This is a genomic window from Candidatus Poriferisocius sp. (assembly GCF_965208475.1).
In the GTDB taxonomy this organism is placed as follows: Bacteria; Actinomycetota; Acidimicrobiia; order Acidimicrobiales; family Bin134; genus Poriferisocius.
Map to the genome: position 1 here is coordinate 2,987,841 of NZ_OZ242338.1, position 21,915 is coordinate 3,009,755.

Below are 21,915 nucleotides of genomic sequence, written 5' to 3' on the forward strand. Positions count from 1 at the left end.
CGGTCGATACGGCCGATAATCGAACATGAGCTCTGACCCGGCAGCGCCGAGGACGGAACCGATGCTGGAGATGCGCGGCATCACCAAGCGGTTCCCCGGCGTCGTCGCCAACGAAGACGTCGACTTCACGGTGCTGGCGGGTCAGGTTCATACCCTGCTGGGAGAAAACGGAGCGGGCAAGAGCACGCTGGTGAAGATTCTCTACGGGCTCTACCAGCCCGACGAGGGGTCGATCACCTTCGAGGGCGCCCCCGTCGACATCGACTCGCCTTCGGTGGCCATCCGCACTGGCATCGGCATGATCCACCAGCACTTCATGTTGGTGGACACCCTGACCGTGGCTGAGAACGTGGCCCTCGGGCTGGGCAAACCACTGGGGCTCACCAATTTGGCGCCGATCCGCCGGCGCATCCGGGAAGTGTCCGAGGAATTCGGCCTGCACGTCGATCCTGACACCTACATCTGGCAGATGGCGGTGGGAGAGCGGCAGCGAGCCGAGATCCTCAAGGCGCTGTACCGAAACGTGCGACTGCTGGTGCTGGACGAGCCCACCGCAGTGCTCACCCCTCCCGAGGTAACCGACTTGTTCGTCACCCTGCGACAGCTCACCGCCGACGGCCGGGGGCTGGTGTTCATCTCCCACAAGCTCAACGAGGTGATGGAGATCTCCGACAAGATCACCGTGTTGCGCGACGGCCGGGTGTCGGGGCGGACCACCCCTGCGGAATCCGATAGAGGGTCGCTGGCCATGATGATGGTGGGCCGGCCGGTGGAGTTCACCCGTTCCATCTCCGAGCAGACCCCGGGCGAGCCCAAGCTGGAAATGCAGCACCTGCGGGTTCGGGGCGATCGCGGCGAGCTGGCAGTAAACGACGTGAACATCGATGTGCGGGCCGGCGAGATCGTGGGCATCGTGGGGGTATCGGGCAACGGGCAGCGAGAACTGGCCGAGGCCATTGTGGGGCTGCGGGAGTTCGAGTCGGGCCAGGTGTCTATCGACGGCCAGCCGGTGAAGGCCCCCACCCCCAAGCATGTGCGGTCGCTGGGATTGGCCTATGTGCCCGAGGAGCGCATGAAGTACGGCAGCATCGGCGACTTCTCCGTGGCCGAGAACCTTGTGCTCGTAGAACACGACCAGCCGCCGTATGTGCGACACGGGATACTCAGCCTCAATGCCATCGAGGAGCGCAGCCGACAGCTGGTAAGCGACTACTCCATTCGCACGCCGAGCACCGCAACCCTCACCCGCAAGCTTTCGGGGGGCAACATCCAGAAGGTGGTGATCGCCCGGGAGTTCAGCGGTGGAGCAAAGGTGCTGCTGGTGGCCCAGCCCACCAGGGGTGTCGACATCGGCGCGGCCGAGTACATCCACGAGCAGCTTCTGATACAGAGGTCCCAGGGCAAGGCCATCTTGTTGATCAGCGAAGACCTCGACGAGGTGATGGCCCTATCGGACCGGCTGGTGGTGATGTACGAGGGGCGTGTTATGGGGCGGATGAGCCGAGAAGAGGCCACCATCGAGCAGGTGGGGCTGCTGATGAGCGGCGTGGGCGAGCCGGAGAGCGCGCCAGTAGGCGCATAAGCAGGCCTACGCCGACCAGGAGAATCGCCAGTAGGCTGGCCGCCACCGGGAGGTGTCTGAGTACCTGGTGGGCTCCCCCGCCTTCAAAGCGGGTGGGACGGGCGACCCCCGTCCGGCGGGTTCGATTCCCGTCCACCTCCGCCATGCCCTCGCGCGACACCTATCGCTAGCGCCCTGCAAAAGGCCGTGGCCCACAGTGTTGGTAAAGCGGAAAAGCTATCGTAATCGCTGGTCGCTTAACTCCCTAGTGCGGTACCGCACACCTCGCTGCTATCGTGAGATTGCATGTATTTTGCGGGCTGTTGTTGATGGGAGGTCGCAATGAGCAGCGAAACTGATGCGGCATACGACCAAGCGCGTAGGAACTACGACGTCTACCTGGCTGAACACAAACTGGAAGCAGAGCGCACCCACCGGGGGAAAACTGCATTGATGCACAATGGGGAAATCATCGACTACTACAACGACGAGGACGATGCGGTGACCGCGGGGAAGCACTTCTACGGGCTGGGCAACTTCTCGATAGTGCGCGTAGGGGCTAAGCCCATCAGGCTTGGGGCGATGACACACCTGGTGTAACTTCCAACCTTCATGCCCTCTTTGGTGGTCCCGGTAGAGGACAACAACATCATCATCCCTGCGATGGTGGAACTCCCCCACGACTACACCGAAGAGTCAGAGCCGGAGTCGATCATCTGCAAAGCACTCGTTGACACCGGGGCACAGGGCACGATGGTGTCGCGAAGGATCGCCGACCAACTCAACCCCCCTGTCATCGGATACGGCACCGTCGAGGGTGTGACCGGACCAGCCGAATCGCCGATACACGAACTGCGAATAATCATCCCCACCGAGGTCGAGGAAATCGACTTTGACGGTAAAGTCTCGGAGAGGTTCTACTTCTATTGGGGCGTGCTGCGCGTAATGATCCTGGCCCACGAAGTGGGCGAAGACATCGACATCCTGCTGGGAATGGACATGCTGACCAGATTCCACATAACCATGTACCGCGACCAGGTCATAATCAGCAGCTAGACGGGTTTCCCAAAGTAGTCCCCACGCCGTTAGCACTTAATGGCAGGCCAGAAGCTACTTCAAACAGCCAAGAGGTCGCGGGCGCCGGTGTCGCTGCTGGGGTGGCGGAGTTTGGACATGGCTCGGGCTTCGATTTGGCGTATGCGCTCGCGGGTGAGGTTGAAGTGCTCGCCGACTTCTTCGAGGGTGCGGGGCTCGCCGCGGTCGAGGCCGAAGCGAAGCTTGAGGATCTCCCGCTCGCGCTCATCGAGGGGGCCGAGCAGGCGGGAGATCTCTTCGGGCAAAAGGGCGGTGGCGGCCACTTCGAAGGGTGACTCGGCGGAGCGATCCTCCACCACATCGCCGAGTTCGGCGTCACCGTCCTCTCGCAGCGGCTCGCTGAGCGACAGCGGTTCGGCGGCGAAGCGCAGGGCCTCGGTGACCTTCTCCTCGGAGAGGTCCACCTCTACAGCCAACTCGGCCAGGGTGGCTGGGCGGCCCAGCTTCTTTTCCAAGTTGGCCCGGGCCTTTTGGAGGCGGGCCAGGGTGTCGCCGGCGTGGACCGGCAGGCGGATGGTGCGACCGGTGTTGGCGATGCCCCGGGTGATCGCCTGGCGGATCCACCAGGTGGCGTAGGTGGAGAACTTGAAGCCCTTGCGCCAGTCGAACTTCTCGACGGCGTGCATCAGCCCGAGGTTGCCCTCTTGGATAAGATCCAGCAGGGGAAGGCCAGAGGCCTGGTATTTCTTGGCGATGGACACCACCAGTCGCAGGTTGGACTGCACGAATCGCCGCTCGGCCTGCTCGCCGACTCTGACTTGGCGCCGCAGTATCCGCCGACGGGCGGGCGAAAGTCGATCCGGGCTCCCGGTCGCGTACTGCTTGTCGTCGTCGAGGAGAGCTTGGGCCTCGTTGCCCTCTTCGATCTTCTGGGCCAGCTCTACCTCGTCGTCTTTGGTGAGCAGCGGATACTGGCCGATATCAGTCAGATAGAGGCGGACGAGATCCTCGTCGTCGCGCTCAACACGCTCCTTCGGCACAGTCACACCCTCCCGATTATCCGTGGGTCACCAGTCCCCTGGTCGAACCGGTCGACGCTGACCGGGCAGAGACACGGACAATTGCTAGTCACCAAGGTTACCCGGTTCGTCGCGGATGTGGCAGCAGCGGAGGCCATCTTTTTTCCCGATAGTCATCAGAGAACGCAATCAACAGCGCTTCAAGGTCGGCGCTGGACGGGATTTTGGGCATCGGCCACACCTGTTTTGCCTCCGACTCTTCCTCGGTCAAATCGGTGGTCACCATGGCGACAATGCGGATGGCATTCCCATCGCTTACCGGCGACAGCTCATAGCTCAAATGCTCGAGTACGAAAATCAGCTGGGGCAGTGCCACCTCGAACAGCGCCGCAACCGCGCCGGCGGGCGCTGATTCCACAATGTGGTCCAAAAGACGCACCCACGCATCGGTAGGCGGTCGGACGCGATCAAACCCGGCCAAGGCCGGCGAGTCGGGCAGAGCGGCCCTCCACCACTGGGCGTGCTGGCCATGGCGGCGGCTGGACCGGGCCAAAAGCGCCCTAAGGCGGGCATCGAGCAACTCGCCATCGCTCGAGCCGGCCGCCAATCGGCCTTCGACCTCGAACAGCTCCCCGGAGATCCAAGCCAGGCCGCCACAGGCGTCGGCCAACGGCTCGATGTCCATTCTCAGCCTCCGCCCCGGTATCCGACCACCACCGCCAACGATTGTTTTCCCTGCCAGCGAGTCACCATGTCGGACCCTGCTTTAGAGGGCCGTTTCCCGGCTGCCTCACTTTTCCCCGTCGGCGAGTCACCGTGTCGGACCCTGGTAGCGATTGGTGATGGGCAGCCGGCGGTCGCGGCCGAAGGCCTTGGCGGTGATGCGCACGCCGGGAGGGTTCTGGCGGCGCTTGTACTCGGCCCGATCCACCAAGCCGGTGATGCGACTCACCAACTCCGGTGGGTGTCCCTGGCTGAGAAGGTCGGCGGGGGTGAGGTCGCGCTCCACATAGGCCTCTAGCAGCGGATCGAGCACTTCGTAGGGCGGCAGGCTCTGGTCGTCCCGCTGGTCGGGGCGCAGCTCGGCTGACGGCGGCTTGGCCAGCACGTTCTCGGGGATGAGGTCGACGCCAGCCCGCTGGTTGCGGTGACGGGCGAAGGCGTACACCTGGAGCTTCCACAAGTCTTTGATGACGGCATAGGCCCCGGCTGTGTCGCCGTACAGCGTGGAGTAGCCCACCGCGCTCTCGCTCTTGTTGCCGGTGGTCAAGATGAGCCAGCCGAACTTGTTGGACAGGGCCATGAGCAGCGTCCCCCGGATGCGGGACTGCACATTCTCCTCGGCGAGGTCGGAGTCCAAACCCTCGAACGACGGGGCCAGCATTTCCAAGAAGGCCCGGTGGCCCGGTTCCACGGGGATGATCCGGTGGTCGATGCCCAGGTTCTGGCATAGGGCTTGCGCGTCGGCCACCGAATGACCGCTGGAGTAGCGAGAGGGCATCAGCACCCCGTGGACATGGCCGGCGCCCAGGGCGTCGGCGGCAATGGCCGCGACCAGCGAGGAGTCGATGCCCCCCGACAAGCCGATGCCCACATCGGTGAAACCGTTCTTGTGTACGTAGTCTCGGGTGGCCAGCACCAGGGCCTCATACTGCTCGTCGAGCTCGCCCAAACCGGGGTGAACCGCGTTTATGTCGTCGGCTATGGCCGGCGGCGGCGGGAGGCCGGACCGGTCGGCCACTTCCACCTCGGCAATCAGCCGATGCTCCCGAAAGGGGGGCGCTTGGGCGATGACGCGGCCATCGGGGGACATCACCAGCGAGGCGCCGTCGAACACCAGCTCGTCCTGGCCGCCCACCAGATTGGCGTAGGCGATGGGGCAGCCGGTCTCGCCGGCCCGCTGGCGGAGGACGCCGAGGCGCTGGTCCGGCTTGCCCTCGTGGTAGGGCGAGGCGTTCAGGTTGAAGATGACTTCGGCGCCAGCGGCGGCCATCTGGCTCATCGGTCCGCCGGACACCCAGGCGTCCTCGCAAATGGAGACGCCCACCGACACCCCTGCGATGTTGTGCAGGCCGGGCTCGTTGACTCCGGGGCGGAAGTAGCGGCGTTCGTCGAACACCCCGTAGTTGGGCAGCTCCCGCTTGTGGTACACGCCGAGCAGGCGGCCATCGGCGGCGATGCCCGCGGCGTTCCGACAGCCGTCGGCACCGTCCACAAAGCCAACCACCGCGGTACACGACCGCGACCGGGCCGCGATGTGCTCCATGGCTTGGCGGCTGTCGGCCACGAACCTCCGCTTCAACAACAGATCCTCGGGGGGATAACCGGTGACGGCCAGCTCGGGGAATACCGCCGCGTGGCAGCCGGACTCTTCGGCGGCATGCAACGCGGCGAGGATTCGCTCGGTGTTGGCCGCGATGTCGCCCACCACTGAGTTGATCTGGCACAGGGCCACCCGCAGCTTGGCCACGAGAACAGGCTAGTGGTGGTCTTTGGCCGGGCCTCAGCCCGACGGGGTCAGACCGAGTAGTACATCTCGAACTCGAGGGGATGGGGCCGCAGGTTGACAGCATCCACCTCTTCCTGCTTGACCTCCAGGTAGGACTCCACCAGACCGGTGCTGAACACGTCGCCAGCCAACAGGAAGTCGTGGTCGGCCTCCAGGGCGGCCAGCGCCGCGGCCAAAGAGCCGGGCACCGTGGGAATGCCGGCGGCTTCATCGGGGGGCAGGTCGTAGATGTTCTTGTCCAGCGGCTCTCCGGGATCCATCTGATTCTGGATGCCGTCGAGGCCGGCCATCAGCATGGCGGCGAACGCCAGATACGGGTTGGCGCTGGGATCGGGGCAGCGGAACTCCAAGCGCTTGGCCTTGGGGCTCTCGGAGATCAGCGGGATGCGGATGGCAGCCGAGCGATTCCGCTGGGAGTAGGCCAAGTTCACCGGAGCCTCGTAACCGGGCACCAGGCGCTTGTAGGAGTTGGTGGTGGGCGCCGCGAAGGCCAGCACCGCGGGGGCGTGGCGGATCAGCCCGCCGATGTACCACCGGGCGAGGTCGGACAGCCCGGCATACCCCCGCTCGTCGTACATCAGCGTTTCGCCGTTCATCCACAGCGACATGTGGGTGTGCATCCCCGAGCCGTTGTCGCCGTAGATCGGCTTGGGCATGAACGTGACGGTGCGGCCCTGCTGGGCGGCCACGTTCTTCACCACGTACTTGTAGAGCTGGACCTTGTCGGCCATGGACAGCATCTCGTCGAACACCATGTCGATCTCGGCTTGGCCGGCGGTGCCGACCTCGTGGTGCTGGACCTCGATGGGGATGCCCACCGACTCGAGGGCCACCACCATGTCCGAGCGCAGATCCTGGAAGGTGTCCACCGGCGACAGGGGGAAGTACCCGCCCTTGTAGGGGACGCGGTGCCCGGGGCTGGGAGCACCGGCCACAGAAGGCCGACCGCTCTCGAAGATGCCCTCGGCCGAGCGGATCTGGTAGCCCGATACGTCGGGCTGGTTCTGGAAGGCCACGCTGTCGAAGATGAAGAACTCGGCCTCTGGCCCGAAAAAGGCCGCGTCGGCGATGCCGGTGCTGGCCATGTAGGAAAGGGAGCGCCGTACCACTCCCCGGGGGTCTTTGGCGTACATCTCGCCGGTGACCGGATCCTTCACATCGCACAGCAGCACGATGGTCTTGCGCCTGGTGAACGGGTCGAAGAACGCGGTGTCGGCATCGGGGATCAAGAGCATGTCGGAGGCGTCGATGGTCTGGAAACCCCGTACCGACGAACCGTCGAATCCGAGGCCTTCCTCGAATACGGATTCGGTCAGCTCATGGATGGGAAGCGAGAAATGATGCTGCACACCGGGAACATCGGTGAAGCGCATATCCACGAACTCCGCACCTTCAGACGCAGCCAGCGCAATGACTTCCTGGGGAGTTGACACAGTGGGTTCCTCCTTTGTCTGATCCTTACTTTCCCACAAGCGGCAAGGGCATCTCGTATTGTGCCAGACCTGGGTTTCCAAAGATTTTCCCGTTTGTGAAGGCTCTGTGAACGCCGGGGATGGGCTGGCGCCGCCGACTCGTTTCAAGGCACTCTGGTAGTCGCCTATGGAGCCGCAGAGACCATCCGCCGAGACCCGCTGGCCGCCCACTATGGAGCCGCAAAAGGACTATGTGCTTCGCACCGTGGAGGAGCGAGGGGTAAGGCTCGTCCGGCTCTGGTTCACCGATGTCCTGGGCCAACTCAAGTCGGTGGCCATCTCCCCCGCAGAGCTGGCTGACGCCTTCGACGAGGGACTGCAATTCGACGGCTCGGCCATCGACGGCTTCTCCCGAGTGCAAGAGAGCGACGTTCTGGCCGTTCCCGACGCGGCCACATTCGAGCTGCTGCCGTGGGCCGACCCCGAGGAGCCCTCCGGCCGCATCTTCTGCGACATCCGCAACCCCGACGGCACGCCCTTCGAGGGCGACCCCCGCTGGGTGATGCGCCGCAGCCTGGCCGCCGCCGCCGAGATGGGCTACACCTTCTACACCGCGCCCGAGGTGGAGTTCTTCTATTTCGGCCACAGCGACCCCGAACAGCCGCTGACGCCGCTGGACAACGCCTCCTACTTCGACCTGACCACCGCCGATGTGGCCAGCCCGCTGCGCAAGCGCACCATAGGGATGCTGGAGGCCATGGGCATCCCGGTGGAGTACTCCTTCCACGAGGACAGCCCCAGCCAGCACGAGATCGACCTGCGCTACACCGAGGCGCTGAGCATGGCCGACAACGTGATGACACTTCGGCTGGTGGTGCGCAAGCTGGCGCTAGACCGCGACCTGCACGCCACCTTCATGCCCAAGCCGCTGAACGGTGTGCAGGGGTCGGGCATGCACACCCACATGTCGCTGTTCGAGAACGATGTGAATGCCTTCCACGACGCCGGAGACGAGTACGGGCTGTCGAAAACGGCCAAGGCCTTCATCGCCGGGCTGATGCGCCACGCCCGGGAGTTCACCGCGGTGACCAACCAGCTTGTGAACAGCTACAAGCGGCTGGTGGCCGGCGACGAGGCTCCCACCTTCGTGTCGTGGGCCCGCAACAACCGCTCCGCGCTGGTCCGGGTGCCGGTGGTGAAGCCGGGCAAGGAGTCTTCAACCCGGGTGGAGTACCGGGCGCTCGACTCGGCGGCCAACCCCTATCTGGCGTTCTCCGCGGTGCTAGCCGCCGGTTTGAAAGGCGTGCAGGAGGGCTACGACCTGCCCGCCGAGGCTGCCGCCGACCTCTACACCATGACCAGGAGCCAAGCCCGGGCCAAGGGCTTCGAGGAGCTGCCCACGTCGCTGTCAGACGCGCTGGACGTGCTGGAGGAGTCGCCGCTGATGGCCGAGGTTTTGGGCGAGCACATCCATGAGTGGTTCTTGCGCAACAAGAGGGCCGAGTTCGCCGACTATCGCCGGGAGGTAACGCCCTTCGAGCTCCGCCGGTACCTGAACACCTGGTAGCTGCCATGGGCGAACCGCTGCTGGTGTATCCCGATCCGCCGCCGCCAGAGCTGGTGCGCACCCTGGACTTGGGCGGCTTCAACTGGAAGGCAACCGACAGCGCCCAAGAGCCGGAGGGCCGGTGGCTGGGAGCGGTGGTGGCGGTGGATGAGAACCCCGAAGACGCATTTGGCTTCTGCCGTGCCCTGCGCCGGAGGGGCTTGGACATTCCGGTGCTGTTGCTCATCTCCGGCACTCATCTGGACGAATTGGAGATGCGCGACGACCTCTACGCCGACTTCTGCCTCACCCCGTTCCACCAGCGGGAGCTGGAGGCCCGGCTGACCCACCTGGTGTGGCGGACAGGCACCGCGCTGCGCCCCGAGCTCATCGAGTACGGCCCGCTGGTGCTGAACGTGGAGACCTATCAGGCGTCCATCACCGGCCGGCCCTTAGACCTCACTTACATGGAATACGAGCTGCTGAAGTTCCTGGCCGGCTCTCCCGGCAAGGTGTTCACCCGGGAAACCCTGCTCAGCCGGGTGTGGGGCTACGACTACTTCGGCGGCGCCCGCACGGTGGACGTCCACGTGCGGCGCCTGCGGGCCAAGCTGGGCGAAGAGCACGCCGGCCTCATCACCACCGTGAGATCCGTCGGCTACCGCTTCGGCCTCTCCCGCTGGGAGCGTTGACCTCAGCGAGGAGGGGCTGGCGACATTCTCACTAACCTCTACAGCATGCGCATAAGAAGCCCCCGCCTGTGGGCAGCAATGACGATGGTATTGCTTGTGGTAACTGGCCTTCAGACTGCCAGCGCGGCTGCATTAGACGATGGCGACGACAACGAGGCTGTTCGAACGATGCTGGAGCTGGATGAACTGGTCGCCCTTCAGGAAACCGCGCTCAACATCTTCCGCTGCCGCTTTGACGTGGACACCCATGTGGTGCCAGAAGGCTGTGATAACGGGAGGCCAGCCGGAGGAGACATAAAGCCCGCCCCGTTCGAAGGCACACCCACCCCCGCTGAATTCACAGTTCGCAACAGATTGCTCAACGCCCAATTGTCACTGCTGAGCGCCTATTCCTGCCTATTCGGAATCGACACTTGGATCACCCCCGATGACTGCCACCGCTGACACCATTGCCACTGAATCGACTATCCCCTAGACCCGGAGCGCTTCCCTCCGGCCGGCAGCAACCCGTTCCGAGACGGCGGCTGCTGAACTCAAACAGCCGAATGAGCCCAAAGCTCGATCTCTACGAGGGCGCCTAGCGGGAGGGCGGCGACGCCAACGGCGGAGCGGGCGGGGCGGGAGTCGCCGAAGCACTCGACGTAGGCGTTGTTCATGGCGGCGAAATCATCCATGTGGACCAGGAACACGGTGGCCTTGACCACGTCGTCCAGGGTGGCGCCCTCGGTGGCCAGCACCGATTCGGCGTTGGCCACGGCCTGGCGGAACTGGGCGATGAGCCCGCCGGGGACCAGCGCCCCGTCGGCGATGCCGATCTGGCCGGAGCAGATGAGGAAATCGCCCGCTCGGACGATGGGAGAGTACGGACCGACCGGAGTGCTCATAGCATGGGATCTTATGGAAGCTGAAGGCCCAGAGCAGCAGAACCAGGACATTGACTTCCTGATCGCCTCTTGCCCGTGGCCCGAGGATGCCCGATCGCTCATCGGTGACCTCGGCATCACCAACGAGCGCCGGGCTCGAGCGGCGGCCATGCTGGCCGGGGCTTCCCGCAGCATGACCAAGGCGGTGCGCCGCGACCCCGGCCTGCTGGGCGTGCTCGACCCGCCCGGCGACTTCGCCACCGAGAAGATCTCGCTGGCTGCCCCCGACGACGCCGATGCCCTAGATGGCCTGCGGCGGTGGAAGCGCCGCCAGCTTCTGCGGATCGCACTGCGCGACCTGCTGGGCGAGGCCGACCTGCCCACCGTGGGACGGGAGCTGTCGCTGCTGGCCGATGCTTGTTTCGTCCGAGCCCTGGAGATCGCCGATCAAGGCCCGCCGCTGGCCATTATCGGCATGGGCAAGCTCGGGGGCAACGAGCTGAACTACGCCAGCGATGTGGACATCGTGTTCGTCCACCAGGGGGATTCGGCGGCCGCGGCCCGGCGAGCCCGCAAGGTGCTGGAGATCCTCACCGCCTTCACCCCCGAGGGGCAGGTATACCGGGTGGACATCGAACTCCGGCCCGAGGGAGGGGCCGGGGCGCTCAGCCGCACCCCAGAAGCGTTCGGAACCTACTTCGACCGGTGGGCGGTGCCCTGGGAGCGGCAGGCCTACATCAAGACCCGGCTGTCGGCCGGCGATCCCGAGTTGGGCAATGCCTTCTTCAACGCCATCCAGCCGGGGGTTTGGGGCGAGAATCTCGAAGCCGACACGGTGCCTCACCTCCGGGCCCTGAAGCTGCGGGTGGAGGAGTCGGCCAAGTTGAAGGGCGACCGGGAGCTCAAGAAGGGACCGGGGGGCCTGCGGGACATCGAGTTCACCGTGCAGCTCCTGCAATTGATCCACGGCCGATCCGATCCCACCATCCGCTCCCCCAACACCCTCACCGCCCTGCGCCAACTGAGCTGGGGCGAGTACATCGACCAGGCCGATGCCCTTCACTTCACCACGGCCTACATCCACTTGCGCACGGTCGAGCATCGCTTGCAGCTTCGCGACGAGCGCCAGACCCACGAATTGCCCACCGTCGACGCCGACCGGGAATGGGCTGCCCGGGCGTCAGGGTTCGAGAACCTGGAGGCGTTCCAGGCCTCCCATAACCGCCATCAGACCTCGGTTCGGGAAATCCACCAGCGGATCTTCTACCGCCAGACCCTGGATCGGATGCATGAGACCGGATTGGTGACCGAACTGCTCCCCGACCGCCTGGGCCAGTTGGGCTTCGCCGACCCTGACCGGGCCGCAGCCACCATCGAGCGCCTGACCGAGAACTTGGGCCGCAGGGCCAACGTGATGCAACAGGTTCTGGTCATCATGGTGGAGGCGCTGGCCACAAGCCCCGACCCCGACTTGGGACTCATCCGCCTGGCATGGCTGCTGGACGGCTCCTTCCGGGTCGGCACCATCCTCCCGGTGCTGCGCGACTCCCCCATCGCCATCAGCGACATCGCCCAACTGCTGGGATCCAGTCGGGTGGCTGCCGGCTGGATGCGCAATTACCCGGAGTTCGCCCGCTCGCTGATGCATCCCGAGGACCTCGCAGAGGCTCGGACGGCAGACGACCTGGCCGATGAGGCCATCGAGGCGATGAGGTCGAGCGGCGACGATCCCGACATGCAGATGGCCGAGCTGCGCCGATTCGTGCGGCGGGAGCAGTTGCGAGTGGCGGCCCGGGACATTCTGGGGTTGGCCTCAATCATCCAGATTCCTGAGGAACTGACAAACATCGCGGATGTCGCCGTGTCGGCGGCCGTCGACTCGCTGGCCCCGCAGATGCCCTTCGCGGTGATCGGGCTGGGACGCTACGGCGGGCTCGACCTTTCCTATGCCTCCGACTTGGATGTGATTTTCGTGTACGAGGGCACAACATCTGACGATGCCAAGGCGGCCAACCGCGTCGCCCGGGGCCTGCTCCAACAGATCGGGGCCCAAACCGCGGAAGGCCGGGCGTGGGAGATCGACGCCCGGCTGCGCCCCGAAGGCGAGAACGGACAGCTTGCCCGATCGCTCGAGGGCTATCAGCGGTACTACGCCGAGCGGGGCCAACTGTGGGAACGCCAAACCCTGGTCAAGCGACGCTTTGTGGCCGGCGATCCCGGCCTGGGAAGCCGATTCCTCCAGTTGGCCGACGAATGGTGCTACCAACCCACCTTCAGCGAGGCCGATGCTGAGGAGATACGGGCGATGAAGCGCCGCATCGAATCCGAGCGGCTGGGCACCGGCAGCAAGGCTCGGGATGTGAAGCTCGGCGCCGGAGGCCTCAGCGACATCGAGTTCACCGTGCAGCTCTTGCAACTTCAGCACGGGCACGGACGAACCTCGATCCGCGACAACCGCACCCTGCCCGCGCTGGCCGGCCTGTCGGAGCACGAACTGCTCGACATCGGCGACCGGGCCACCTTGGATGTGGGCTATCGCTTCTGCCAGAGGTTCCGCAACGCCCGCTACCACCTCTCCGGGCTCTCCTCAGACGGGTTCCCCGACGACGACCACGAGGAGCTTCTCTTGGCCCGGCGACTGGGCTACCCCAGCAGCAAGGATTTACAAGCCGACTTCCAGGAGATCACCGCGGCCGTCCGAGAAGTGACCGACCGACTGTTCTACAACCAGTCGGGCTGACCGGGCAATGGCCCGGTGGGCCAGTCGGCGGGATAGCCGGCGACCCGCCAGGTGGCTGCGGCCACCGCGGCAAACACGGCGTCGGAGCAGTTGACCGGCGGGTCATCGGACGGCTCGATCTCCACCTCCACCGGCGGCATCCGGGATGCGGGCACCACGCCGAAGGAGCGGATGGTGAGGTCGTGTACCTCACCGTGGAGATCGACGGTCAGAGCTTCGGAGGTGACCCAGCTATAGGCCATGTGAGCAGCACCGATGCAGTAGGAACGAAGCACGATCTCATCCAGCGGGTTGCCGCCGCGCACCTGCACCCGAAAGCCGCCCTCGCTCCATTCGGCCCGAGCCGAGCCCCCGTCGGGCGCCACCATCGGCTGGGTGCCGTCGTGCAGGAAGCTGAGAGCCACTGCGGCCTCCACCCAGCCCGCACCCCGCATGGCGACCGACGTCGGGGGCCCGGCAATGGCCACTTCCTCCACCTTCAGGCCAGGGGCCACCAGGGCGATGGCCTCGGCCACCCCCGGCGTGCGAACCACCCGAACGAGCCCGCGGCCATTGGCGTTGACCCCGATGGCCATCGGGGGGCGCTTGGGGCCGTGGCGAACCGTGTCTTCGCGAGACCACAGCACTCGGACCGGTCGACCGTGCTCATCGGCCAGCTTGCGGGCCACCCCGGGCAAAGGAGAGGCCAGCTTGGCGCCGAATGCCCCGCCGTTGGCCAGGGGGGTCGCCGGTTCGCCGCCCGGCGTACACCACGAGGCGTCGGTTTCCAAATAGGCCGGTTCAACCCAGGAGGTCCGCAGACGCACTGCCCAGTCCCCCTCGGGGAACGCCAGGGGCATGAGCGCCTCAGCCGGGGTGCGACGGCCCTGTACCTTGCCGGCCGCGGCCCGAGCCTCGGCGACCGTCTCTCCCAGGGCCCAGCCCCCTTGGCCATCCGACAGCGCCACCAACGCCCCCTCGGGCGCCGTGTCGTCGGCGAAACCCCCCTCGCCCGAGGCCACATCAGGCCCCACGGCCTGGGCAACGCCGCCCTCGAGTTCGGCCCGGCGGGCCGCGGCGGGCCAGTTCCGTTGGGGGACGGCTGTGCCATAGCCCTCCCACGCCTCCAAGATGGTCTGCCAACCGGTGCAGCGGCACAGGTGGGCGGCCAGCGCAGTGGCCGCCGCCGACCGGGGCTGGTCCCCGACGACCCGAGGGCGGTCCGCCCCCGATCGGGCTTCGAGGCCGGCGAGGCGCATGATGATGCCGGGGGTGCAAAAGCCGCACTGGCTGGCCCCTGCGGCGCAGAACGCCTCGCTCCACCCACTGCGGACATCGGCGGGCAACCCGGCCATCGTGGTGACCTCCCGGCCGGCCACCCGTCGGGCGGGAGTCACGCAGGACACTCGCGGCTTGCCGTCCACCCACACGGTGCAGCAGCCGCATTGGCCTTGCGGGCTGCACCCGTCTTTCACGGCGCGAATGCCCAGGCGGTCGCGCAACACCTCCATGAGAGAGGCACCGTCGTCGGGAACCTCGATTGGGCGGCCGTCAACGGTGAATTCCAAAGCGGCCGCCATGCGCGGCGAAGAGGGTTAGCTGAAGCTCTGGCCGCAGCCGCAGGTGCGCTGGGCGTTGGGGTTGGTGATGGAGAAGCCTGCGTCGGTCAGGCCGTCTTTGTAGTCGAGAACTGCGCCTTCCAGCAGGGCCGCGCTGGACGAGTCCACCACCACCTTGACATCGCCGAAGAGAACCTCCTGGTCCTCGGCGCCGAAGTCGGCATCGAAGTACATCTCGTAGCTGAACCCAGAACAGCCGCCCGGCCGCACCGCTACCCGTAGGGCCAGTTCCTCGTCATCGGCCTGTTCTTGTTGCACCAGGTTGCCGACTTTGCTGGTGGCTGCGTCAGTGAGTGTGATCACAAGCTTCTCCCTACTCGGTGCTGTGAACCGACGTTAGTTTACCCGCAGGCTTGGCGGGTATACACACCCGATAGCATGACTGGGGTGAGCGATGCCCCAACCGCAGCCTTGCCGACGGTTGACGACGTGATGGCCGTGCTCCGCGGGGTGATCGACCCCGAGCTGGGCAGCGACATCGTTGATCTGGGCATGGCCCGCGGTGCGGTGGTCAATCCCGGCGGGCTGGTCGAGGTGACGGTGGCGCTCACCACCTCGGGTTGCCCGCTGCGAGCCCAGATCCAGCGGGAGGTCCGCAGCCGAGTGGGCGATCTGCCCGGCGTGGAGAAGGTCAAGATCCACTGGAGCGAGCTGACCCAGGAGGAGAAGGCCGCCACGATGGCCAAGGCCCGCTTCAACGTGGCTCAAAACGCCCCCGACACCGAGGTGCCCCCCACGGCCAAAGTGGTGATGGTGGCCTCGGGCAAGGGCGGGGTGGGCAAGTCGACGGTGACGGTGAACCTGGCCGCAGAACTGGCCCGACGGGGGATGCGGGTTGGGGTTATGGATGCCGACATCTGGGGCTACTCGGTGCCCCGAATGCTGGGCATCGATGGCCGTCTGGCCGGCGCGACCGACGAGAAGAAGATCGTCCCCAACGAGAAGCAGGTGGGCGACGGCACCCTGGAAGTGGTGTCGATGGGGTTTTTGGTGGATCGGGAGGAGACCGCTCTGATGTGGCGGGGGCTCATGCTCAACCGGGCCGTCCAGCACTTCTTGGAGGATGTGCGCTGGGGGCCGGTGGACTATCTCTTGATCGACATGCCACCGGGCACCGGCGACGTGCAGATGGGCATAGCCAAGCTGTTGCCCCAGGCCGAGATGGTGGTGGTGACCACGCCGGCCCGCAGCGCCCAGAAGGTGGCTGCCCGGGTGGCCTCGATGGGCCGGAGCAACTACCTCCGGATCGCCGGGGTGATCGAGAACATGAGCGCATTCGCCGCGCCCGACGGGGAGTCGTATGCCATATTCGGCCGCGGGGGCGGGCAGGAACTGGCCGACGAGCTAAACGTGGCCCTGCTGGGCCAGGTTCCCATCGATGCCTCAGTGGCCCCGGGCGGCGATGACGGTATCCCAGTGGTGCTGGCGAATGCCCCAAGCCCCGCGGCTGATGCGTTCCGAGCCATCGCCGACCGGCTGCTGGAGGAAGTCCCGCCTGTCGACATGGCCGGCTGCACCGCTCGGATCTTCGAGGCCGCTGAGGCGGCCTTGGCCCGCCTCGACGTCGCTTCCGGATAGGGCTTGGCGTGCTCGTCTGGCTGGTGCTCCTGTTCATCGCGGTGCCCCTGGTGGAGTTGTTCGTGATCGTGGAGACGGCCCGCAGCATCGGGACGCTGGAAACCATAGGCCTGCTGATCTTGGTGAGCGTGGTCGGCGCCTGGATGGTCAAAGCCCAAGGAATGGCAGTGCTCTGGCGGGTGCGGAGCAAGCTTCATGAGGGCCAGATGCCGGGTCGAGAACTGGTGGACGGCGCCTTGGTGCTGTTTGCCGGAGCGCTCATGCTCACCCCCGGATTCGCGACCGACGCCTTCGGCCTCCTGCTCTTGTTCCCGCCCACCCGCATGGCGATCCGCCCGATCCTGATCCGCCGCTTCCGGCATCGGGTGGCCTATTTCGGCCCCGGAGAAGCCAAGCCGGGAACCATCCACGACACCGATCTCGCCGACGGAGAGTGACGGCTTCGCAGTCGGGCCATACGCTGAGAGCTGTGAGACCCCCTTCGGTGGACACCCTGGCCCGGTCTTTGGCCGACACCGGCCTGCCGCATCCGCTGCTGGTTGATGCGGCCCGAAGGGCCATAGCCGACGGCAGCCCCGAGGTCGTCCACGAGCGGGCCCGGCACCACGCCCACGCCGCGGCCCGGGCCCTGCTTCAACCGGTGGTGAACGCCACCGGGGTTCTCCTGCATACCAACCTGGGGCGGGCCCCGCTGGCCGTCGCGGCCGACGCGGCCTACTCCAACCTGGAACTGGACCTGGCCTCAGGTCGCCGAGGATCGCGCCACGCCCACGCCGCGGCCCTGTTGGCCCGGCTGTGCGATGCCGAGGACGCCATCGTGGTGAACAACGGGGCGTCGGCAGTGCTGCTGGTCCTGGCTGCTTTGGCCTGCGGGCAGGGGGCGGTGGTGTCGAGGGGCGAGCTGGTGGAGATCGGCGGCGGGTTCCGGGTGCCGGAGGTGATGGAGCAGTCGGGGGCAAATCTGGTGGAGGTGGGAACCACCAACCGCACCCGTTTGGCCGATTTCGCATCGGCCACCCAGAACCCGGCCCACGACACCGCCCTCGCCCTCAAGGTCCACCAGTCGAACTATCGCATCGTGGGGTTTACCGAGGTCGTGACCGTGGCCGAGATGGCCTCCCTCGATGTGCCGGTGGTGGCCGACATCGGGTCGGGGTTGGTCGATGCCGCCTGCCCGTGGCTGGCCGACGGCCCACCGGTGTGGCTGGTCGGCGAGCCTGCCGCCCGCCAGAGCCTGGCCGATGGCGCGGCGCTGGTCACGTTCTCGGGCGACAAGCTGTTCGGGGGCCCCCAAGCGGGAGTCATCGCCGGGCGGGCCGACCTGGTGCAGCAGTGCGCCCGGCATCCTCTGGCCCGAGCGCTGAGACCGGGCAGCCTCGTGCTGGGTGCGCTCCAACAGGTGACGCTGGCGTATTTGCGGCGAGACGGACCGGCCATCGAATTCTGGCGGATGGCATCGCTGGCGGTGGCCAGTCTGCAAAGCCGGGCCCAGGCAGTGGTGGGCGAATCGGGGGTGGGCGAACTGGCCGAGATGGCGTCGGTACCGGGGGGCGGCACGCTGCCCGGCGCGGCCATCGACTCGTGCGGCGTGGTGCTGGACGGGGACCACACCGCCGCGCTGCGAGCCGGCACGCCGCCGGTCGTCGCCCGAGTGAGCGACGGCCGCACATGGCTCGATATGAGAACGGTGGCGCCCGGCGACGACCAGCACGTGATCGCCGCCCTGAAGGCCCTGGGGTGAGCATCATCTTGGAACTCGGCGACAACCGACCGGGCAGCGGGTCCCCACTTGATTGCCCATGAGCATCACCATCTCCACCGCCGGCCATGTTGACCATGGAAAGTCCACGCTGGTGGAGGCGCTTACCGGGGTTGACCCCGATCGATTCGCCGAGGAGAAGGCCCGACGCCTGACCATCGACTTGGGCTTCGGATCGGCGCCGCTTCCCTCCGGTCGGTCGCTGTCGATCATCGACGTGCCCGGCCATGAGCGGTTCATCCGCAACATGCTGGCCGGGGTCGGCGCAGTGGACGCCTGTTTGTTCGTGGTGGCGGCCAGCGAGGGCTGGATGCCGCAGTCGGAGGAGCACCTTCGCATCCTGGAGCTTCTGGGGGTGTCGCACGGGCTGATCGCACTGACCAAGGTGGGACTGTGCGACGCCGATGTGGCCGAGTTGGCCCGCTTGGAGGTGGAGGAGAGGGTTGAGGGCACCTTCTTGGCCGGTGCGCCGGTGGTTGAGACCGACATGGTGGACGGGCTGGGCCTCGATGAGCTGCGAGCCGAGCTGGACGACTTGGTGAACCGGACTCCGGCGGCCGCCGACCAGCGCCGGCCGAGGCTGTGGATTGATCGGGCGTTCGCGGCCCGGGGGGCGGGAACGGTGGTGACCGGCACATTGGGAGGCGGTCAGATCCGGGTGGACGACGAGTTAGTGCTGCGGCCCAGGGGTACTGCGGTGAGGGTTCGGGCCATGCAGAGCCACCACAACCGGCGAACCAAGATCGGGCCGGGCAACCGGGTGGCGGTCAACTTGTCGGGAGTCGGCCACCAAGAAGTGGCCCGCGGCGATGTGCTGGTTCGAGCCGGACAGTGGCATCTGACCAACCGAGTCGACGCCTCGTTCACCGTGTTGAGCACATTGGACCATGAAGTGTCCCGCCGAGGAGCGCATGCCGTTTACCTGGGAGCATGCGAGCTGCCGGCCAGGATGCGCATTCTCGGGCTCGAATCGCTGTCTCCGGGCGAAACCGGGCTGGTGCGGCTCCACCTCCCCCGACGCCTGCCGTTGCTGCCCGGCGACCGGTTCATCCTGCGGGAGAGCGGCCGGGCCGAGACCATCGGAGGTGGAACCGTGCTCGACGTCGACCCGGTGCTGCCCGCTTCGGTAGCCAGTCCCGACTTGTCCGTCGACCGGGTGATCGCCGAGCGGGGATGGGTGGAAGTCGAGCGCCTCGCCCTGCTAACCGGGCAGCAGCGCGCCCCCGACATAGGCCGATGGGCGGTGAGCCCTTCAGTGCTAACCGACACTCGGGACCGGCTGCGGGGGGCGGTGGACGATGCCGGGCCCCTAGGGCTGGATATGGCCGGGCTGAGCGAACGGGACCGGGTGGTGCTCAACCTGTTGCCCGATGTGGTGGTCGACGGCGGTCGAGCCCGGCCCGTCGGGCTGTCGGACCCCTTCCAGAACCACCGGTACACTGCCGCGCTGGAAGCGGCGCTATTCACCCCGCCTGACCCTGAAGCCGTGGGCGCCGACCGCGGCGAGGTACGGGAGTTGGTGAAACGGGGTTTGGTTGTGGAGCAGGACGGGGTGTTCTTCGCCGCGCTGGCACTGGAGGCGGCCGGTTCGGTGCTGGCCGAGATGTTGGCGGTTCAACCCAGCGGAGTCACCGTGGCCGAGGTGCGCGAGCGATTGAGGACCACACGAAAGTACGCCCTCCCGCTATTGGCCTGGCTCGACAGCAATGGCGTCACCCGCCGTCGCGGAGACGTGCGCATCGCTGGACCCCGCCTGCCCGCTGTCTGACGCCGCCGCGATCAGTTGCGGCGCCGATTGAGGATCTCTCGTCGCTCCAGTTCGTTGAGGCCGCCCCAGATCCCATGCTGCTCGCGAATCTTCAGGGCATAGTCGCGGCATTCGTCGATGACGGCGCACTCTTCGCAAATGGCCTTGGCCCGGCTCTCCCGCTCCAGCTTCTCGTCTTTGCGCTCAAAAGATGGTGGCGGGAAGAAGACCGCGGCCTGCGGCCCTCGACATGCAGCCTTCACCTGCCAAGCTTTCTCACTGATGACAGCGCTCACTTGTTACCCCCTTGGATCGGACCTTATAGGCGAAGATGTCCGAACACAAGACGAGAGTTGAGCAATCGCACCCCGATTTAGGCTGCGATACCGGGCGCCGGCCTCGTCACCGCCCCAAACAGACCGATTGACGCTGGCCCCCAATGGCTGCGATACCGGGCGCCGGCCTCGTCACCGCCCTAACGGCGGGGTTCCCGATAGTCGCGGGCCGCTCCCTCAATGGGCTCGACCTCCAGCCACAGGCCGTCGATCTCCACCACCCTTACCTGGTCGCCTGCGGTCACCGGCGTCGCTCGATTGGCCCGGGCCCGCCACAGCGCATCCCGGATGCGGACAACGCCGTCGGGGGAGACGTCGTCGACTACTTGGCCGATCTCGCCGATCATCCAGCCCCGGCCGATCGTCGGGGTGGAAAAGCGGGTGCGGACCATCGACGGCATCGCCGAGAACATGGCCACCGACATGGCCCCGATCATCACCACCATGGGAATCCACGACATGGACACCCCGTCGTAAAGCCACCAGGTGCCAGCGGCGAACATGGCCAGCCCGGCCCCGGTCCAAAAGCGGGGAACAGAAGTTTGGACGTCGATGCCGAACGCCACCATCGAAGCGGCCAGCAGCGCCAGCGCCCAAGTGTTGTGGGGCAGCACCGAGAGTCCGTAGCCGGACAAGATGAACAGCAGCGCGCCCACCACGCCGGCTACTCCGATGCCCGCGGTGAAGAACTCGAACAGCATCAGGCCCATCCCGATGGTCAGCAGCAGATAGGCCACCGGCGGGCTGGCCACGGTGTGGAATAGCTGATGGGCGAGCGACAAGCCTCGGAACTGGACCCGGGTCTGAGGCTCCAATCGCGGTTGGCCGTCCACCTCAACCAAGTTGGAGACGAAGCCGAGATGGTCTAAGTCGACCAGGAAGTCGCCGATCAGGGGGGCTACGCACTGTTCTTCGTCAGGAGGCACCCGCACGGCCGCGGGATCGAAGGGGATGCCGGCGTCGGCGAAGCGGTCGCGAAAATCATCAAGGGTCAAAGGATCACAGGCAATCACCCCTTGTGAGACGACCTGTCGCCATCCCAGTGCCTGGTGGCGAATCAGCTCCTGGTTGGCCCAGGCCACAGGATGGTCGGCCAATGGCGGAAGCGGAGGGCCTAGATTGCCCACCCGGGTGCCAGGGGCGATGCCCACTTCCTCGGCGGTGGCGAAGAGCTGGGCCACCTTGCCTTCCAGAGAAGCCCCATTGGGACCGACCCAAACGGCGATGGGCACCGGGGACCCGGCAATGGCGTCAGCCAACTCGGATATGCGTTCGTCAGACACGACCGAGCGGCTGCTGTCCACGCGGATCACCAATAGGAGGGCGCCTGCATCGACCGCATCGGCCACCGAATTCTCAATGAGCTCGGCCATAACCGGATCAAGCAGTCCAGTGACCTCCACCACCACCGCCACCCCGGCATCTGATGCACTGGCCTGGGCTGAGGCCGGTGCCGCCCCGGCTAGGCCGAGGGCAGCCAGCACACTGCCTCCGGCGAGGCAGGCAGCAGCCAACTTCAAT

General features: G+C 66.3%; 20 protein-coding genes and 1 tRNA gene. 12 read left to right on the forward strand and 9 right to left on the reverse strand.

The genetic code is table 11. From position 1 onward, the window contains the following. Positions 1-61 precede the first annotated feature (61 nt). The 4 genes from ACOGXA_RS13905 (at position 62) to ACOGXA_RS13920 (ending at position 2,617) form a co-directional block, all read left to right on the forward strand. A complete protein-coding gene (locus ACOGXA_RS13905; RefSeq protein ID WP_419924460.1) occupies positions 62-1,582 on the forward strand; it encodes an ABC transporter ATP-binding protein in 1,521 nt (506 codons plus the stop codon). 48 nt (positions 1,583-1,630) lie between these two features. Beyond that, positions 1,631-1,726: transfer RNA gene (locus tag ACOGXA_RS13910), tRNA-Sec, on the forward strand. 177 nt (positions 1,727-1,903) lie between these two features. After that, on the forward strand, positions 1,904-2,161 hold the full coding sequence (locus ACOGXA_RS13915; RefSeq protein ID WP_419924461.1) for a hypothetical protein: 258 nt from the start codon (positions 1,904-1,906) through the stop codon (positions 2,159-2,161). 12 nt (positions 2,162-2,173) lie between these two features. Further along, complete coding sequence (locus ACOGXA_RS13920; protein ID WP_419924462.1) at positions 2,174-2,617, forward strand: aspartyl protease family protein; 444 nt, start codon at positions 2,174-2,176, stop codon at positions 2,615-2,617. A gap of 59 nt (positions 2,618-2,676) precedes the next feature. Here ACOGXA_RS13920 and ACOGXA_RS13925 read toward each other — a convergent pair whose 3' ends face one another. The 4 genes from ACOGXA_RS13925 to glnA (ACOGXA_RS13940) form a co-directional block, all read right to left on the reverse strand. Continuing rightward, complete coding sequence (locus tag ACOGXA_RS13925) at positions 2,677-3,636, reverse strand: sigma-70 family RNA polymerase sigma factor (RefSeq protein ID WP_419924463.1); 960 nt, start codon at positions 3,634-3,636, stop codon at positions 2,677-2,679. A 97-nt stretch (positions 3,637-3,733) separates the two neighbouring features. Next, a complete protein-coding gene (locus ACOGXA_RS13930; RefSeq protein WP_419924464.1) occupies positions 3,734-4,300 on the reverse strand; it encodes a hypothetical protein in 567 nt (188 codons plus the stop codon). Positions 4,301-4,426: 126 nt separating this feature from the next. Beyond that, positions 4,427-6,085 (reverse strand): NAD+ synthase, encoded by a 1,659-nt coding sequence (locus ACOGXA_RS13935; protein WP_419924465.1) that lies wholly within the window; start codon positions 6,083-6,085, stop codon positions 4,427-4,429. A 47-nt stretch (positions 6,086-6,132) separates the two neighbouring features. Next, complete coding sequence (glnA, locus tag ACOGXA_RS13940) at positions 6,133-7,557, reverse strand: type I glutamate--ammonia ligase (protein ID WP_419924466.1); 1,425 nt, start codon at positions 7,555-7,557, stop codon at positions 6,133-6,135. A gap of 211 nt (positions 7,558-7,768) precedes the next feature. Between glnA (ACOGXA_RS13940) and glnA (ACOGXA_RS13945) the strand changes: the two genes are divergently transcribed. From glnA (ACOGXA_RS13945) to ACOGXA_RS13955, 3 genes are all read left to right on the forward strand, one after another. Next, entirely contained in the window at positions 7,769-9,103 is a 1,335-nt protein-coding gene (gene glnA, locus ACOGXA_RS13945; RefSeq protein WP_419924467.1) for a type I glutamate--ammonia ligase, read from the forward strand. Positions 9,104-9,108: 5 nt separating this feature from the next. Further along, a complete protein-coding gene (locus tag ACOGXA_RS13950) occupies positions 9,109-9,774 on the forward strand; it encodes a response regulator transcription factor (protein ID WP_419924468.1) in 666 nt (221 codons plus the stop codon). Positions 9,775-9,852: 78 nt separating this feature from the next. Continuing rightward, entirely contained in the window at positions 9,853-10,218 is a 366-nt protein-coding gene (locus ACOGXA_RS13955) for a hypothetical protein (RefSeq protein ID WP_419924469.1), read from the forward strand. An 89-nt stretch (positions 10,219-10,307) separates the two neighbouring features. Here the strand turns inward: ACOGXA_RS13955 and ACOGXA_RS13960 are convergent, their stop codons facing one another. Beyond that, positions 10,308-10,658, reverse strand: a complete 351-nt coding sequence (locus tag ACOGXA_RS13960; protein WP_419924470.1) for a RidA family protein — start codon at positions 10,656-10,658, stop codon at positions 10,308-10,310. A gap of 13 nt (positions 10,659-10,671) precedes the next feature. On the opposite strand from ACOGXA_RS13960, the gene ACOGXA_RS13965 reads away from it, so the two are divergent. Then, positions 10,672-13,377, forward strand: a complete 2,706-nt coding sequence (locus ACOGXA_RS13965; protein ID WP_419924471.1) for a bifunctional [glutamine synthetase] adenylyltransferase/[glutamine synthetase]-adenylyl-L-tyrosine phosphorylase — start codon at positions 10,672-10,674, stop codon at positions 13,375-13,377. On the opposite strand, the gene ACOGXA_RS13970 is transcribed toward ACOGXA_RS13965, so the two are convergent. Beyond that, on the reverse strand, positions 13,359-14,936 hold the full coding sequence (locus tag ACOGXA_RS13970) for a 2Fe-2S iron-sulfur cluster-binding protein (RefSeq protein WP_419924472.1): 1,578 nt from the start codon (positions 14,934-14,936) through the stop codon (positions 13,359-13,361). The genes ACOGXA_RS13965 and ACOGXA_RS13970 overlap by 19 nt on opposite strands. A gap of 15 nt (positions 14,937-14,951) precedes the next feature. Further along, a complete protein-coding gene (locus ACOGXA_RS13975) occupies positions 14,952-15,278 on the reverse strand; it encodes a HesB/IscA family protein (RefSeq protein ID WP_419924473.1) in 327 nt (108 codons plus the stop codon). An 84-nt stretch (positions 15,279-15,362) separates the two neighbouring features. Here ACOGXA_RS13975 and ACOGXA_RS13980 point away from each other — a divergent pair, with 84 nt between their 5' ends. From ACOGXA_RS13980 to selB, 4 genes are read left to right on the forward strand one after another with little or no spacing between them, the layout of a single operon-like run. Continuing rightward, the gene (locus ACOGXA_RS13980; protein WP_419924474.1) at positions 15,363-16,553 is read left to right on the forward strand and encodes an Mrp/NBP35 family ATP-binding protein; all 1,191 of its coding nucleotides are present in this window, start codon (positions 15,363-15,365) and stop codon (positions 16,551-16,553) included. 8 nt (positions 16,554-16,561) lie between these two features. Continuing rightward, a complete protein-coding gene (locus ACOGXA_RS13985; protein WP_419924475.1) occupies positions 16,562-16,990 on the forward strand; it encodes an FxsA family protein in 429 nt (142 codons plus the stop codon). 32 nt (positions 16,991-17,022) lie between these two features. Then, on the forward strand, positions 17,023-18,294 hold the full coding sequence (selA, locus tag ACOGXA_RS13990) for an L-seryl-tRNA(Sec) selenium transferase (protein ID WP_419924476.1): 1,272 nt from the start codon (positions 17,023-17,025) through the stop codon (positions 18,292-18,294). 58 nt (positions 18,295-18,352) lie between these two features. Continuing rightward, positions 18,353-20,080: a selenocysteine-specific translation elongation factor gene (selB, locus tag ACOGXA_RS13995; RefSeq protein WP_419924477.1), complete on the forward strand. Its 1,728-nt coding sequence runs from the start codon at positions 18,353-18,355 to the stop codon at positions 20,078-20,080. An 11-nt stretch (positions 20,081-20,091) separates the two neighbouring features. On the opposite strand, the gene ACOGXA_RS14000 is transcribed toward selB, so the two are convergent. Then, a complete protein-coding gene (locus ACOGXA_RS14000; RefSeq protein ID WP_419924478.1) occupies positions 20,092-20,355 on the reverse strand; it encodes a WhiB family transcriptional regulator in 264 nt (87 codons plus the stop codon). A gap of 179 nt (positions 20,356-20,534) precedes the next feature. Further along, entirely contained in the window at positions 20,535-21,914 is a 1,380-nt protein-coding gene (locus ACOGXA_RS14005; RefSeq protein WP_419924479.1) for an NfeD family protein, read from the reverse strand. Position 21,915 lies beyond the last annotated feature (1 nt).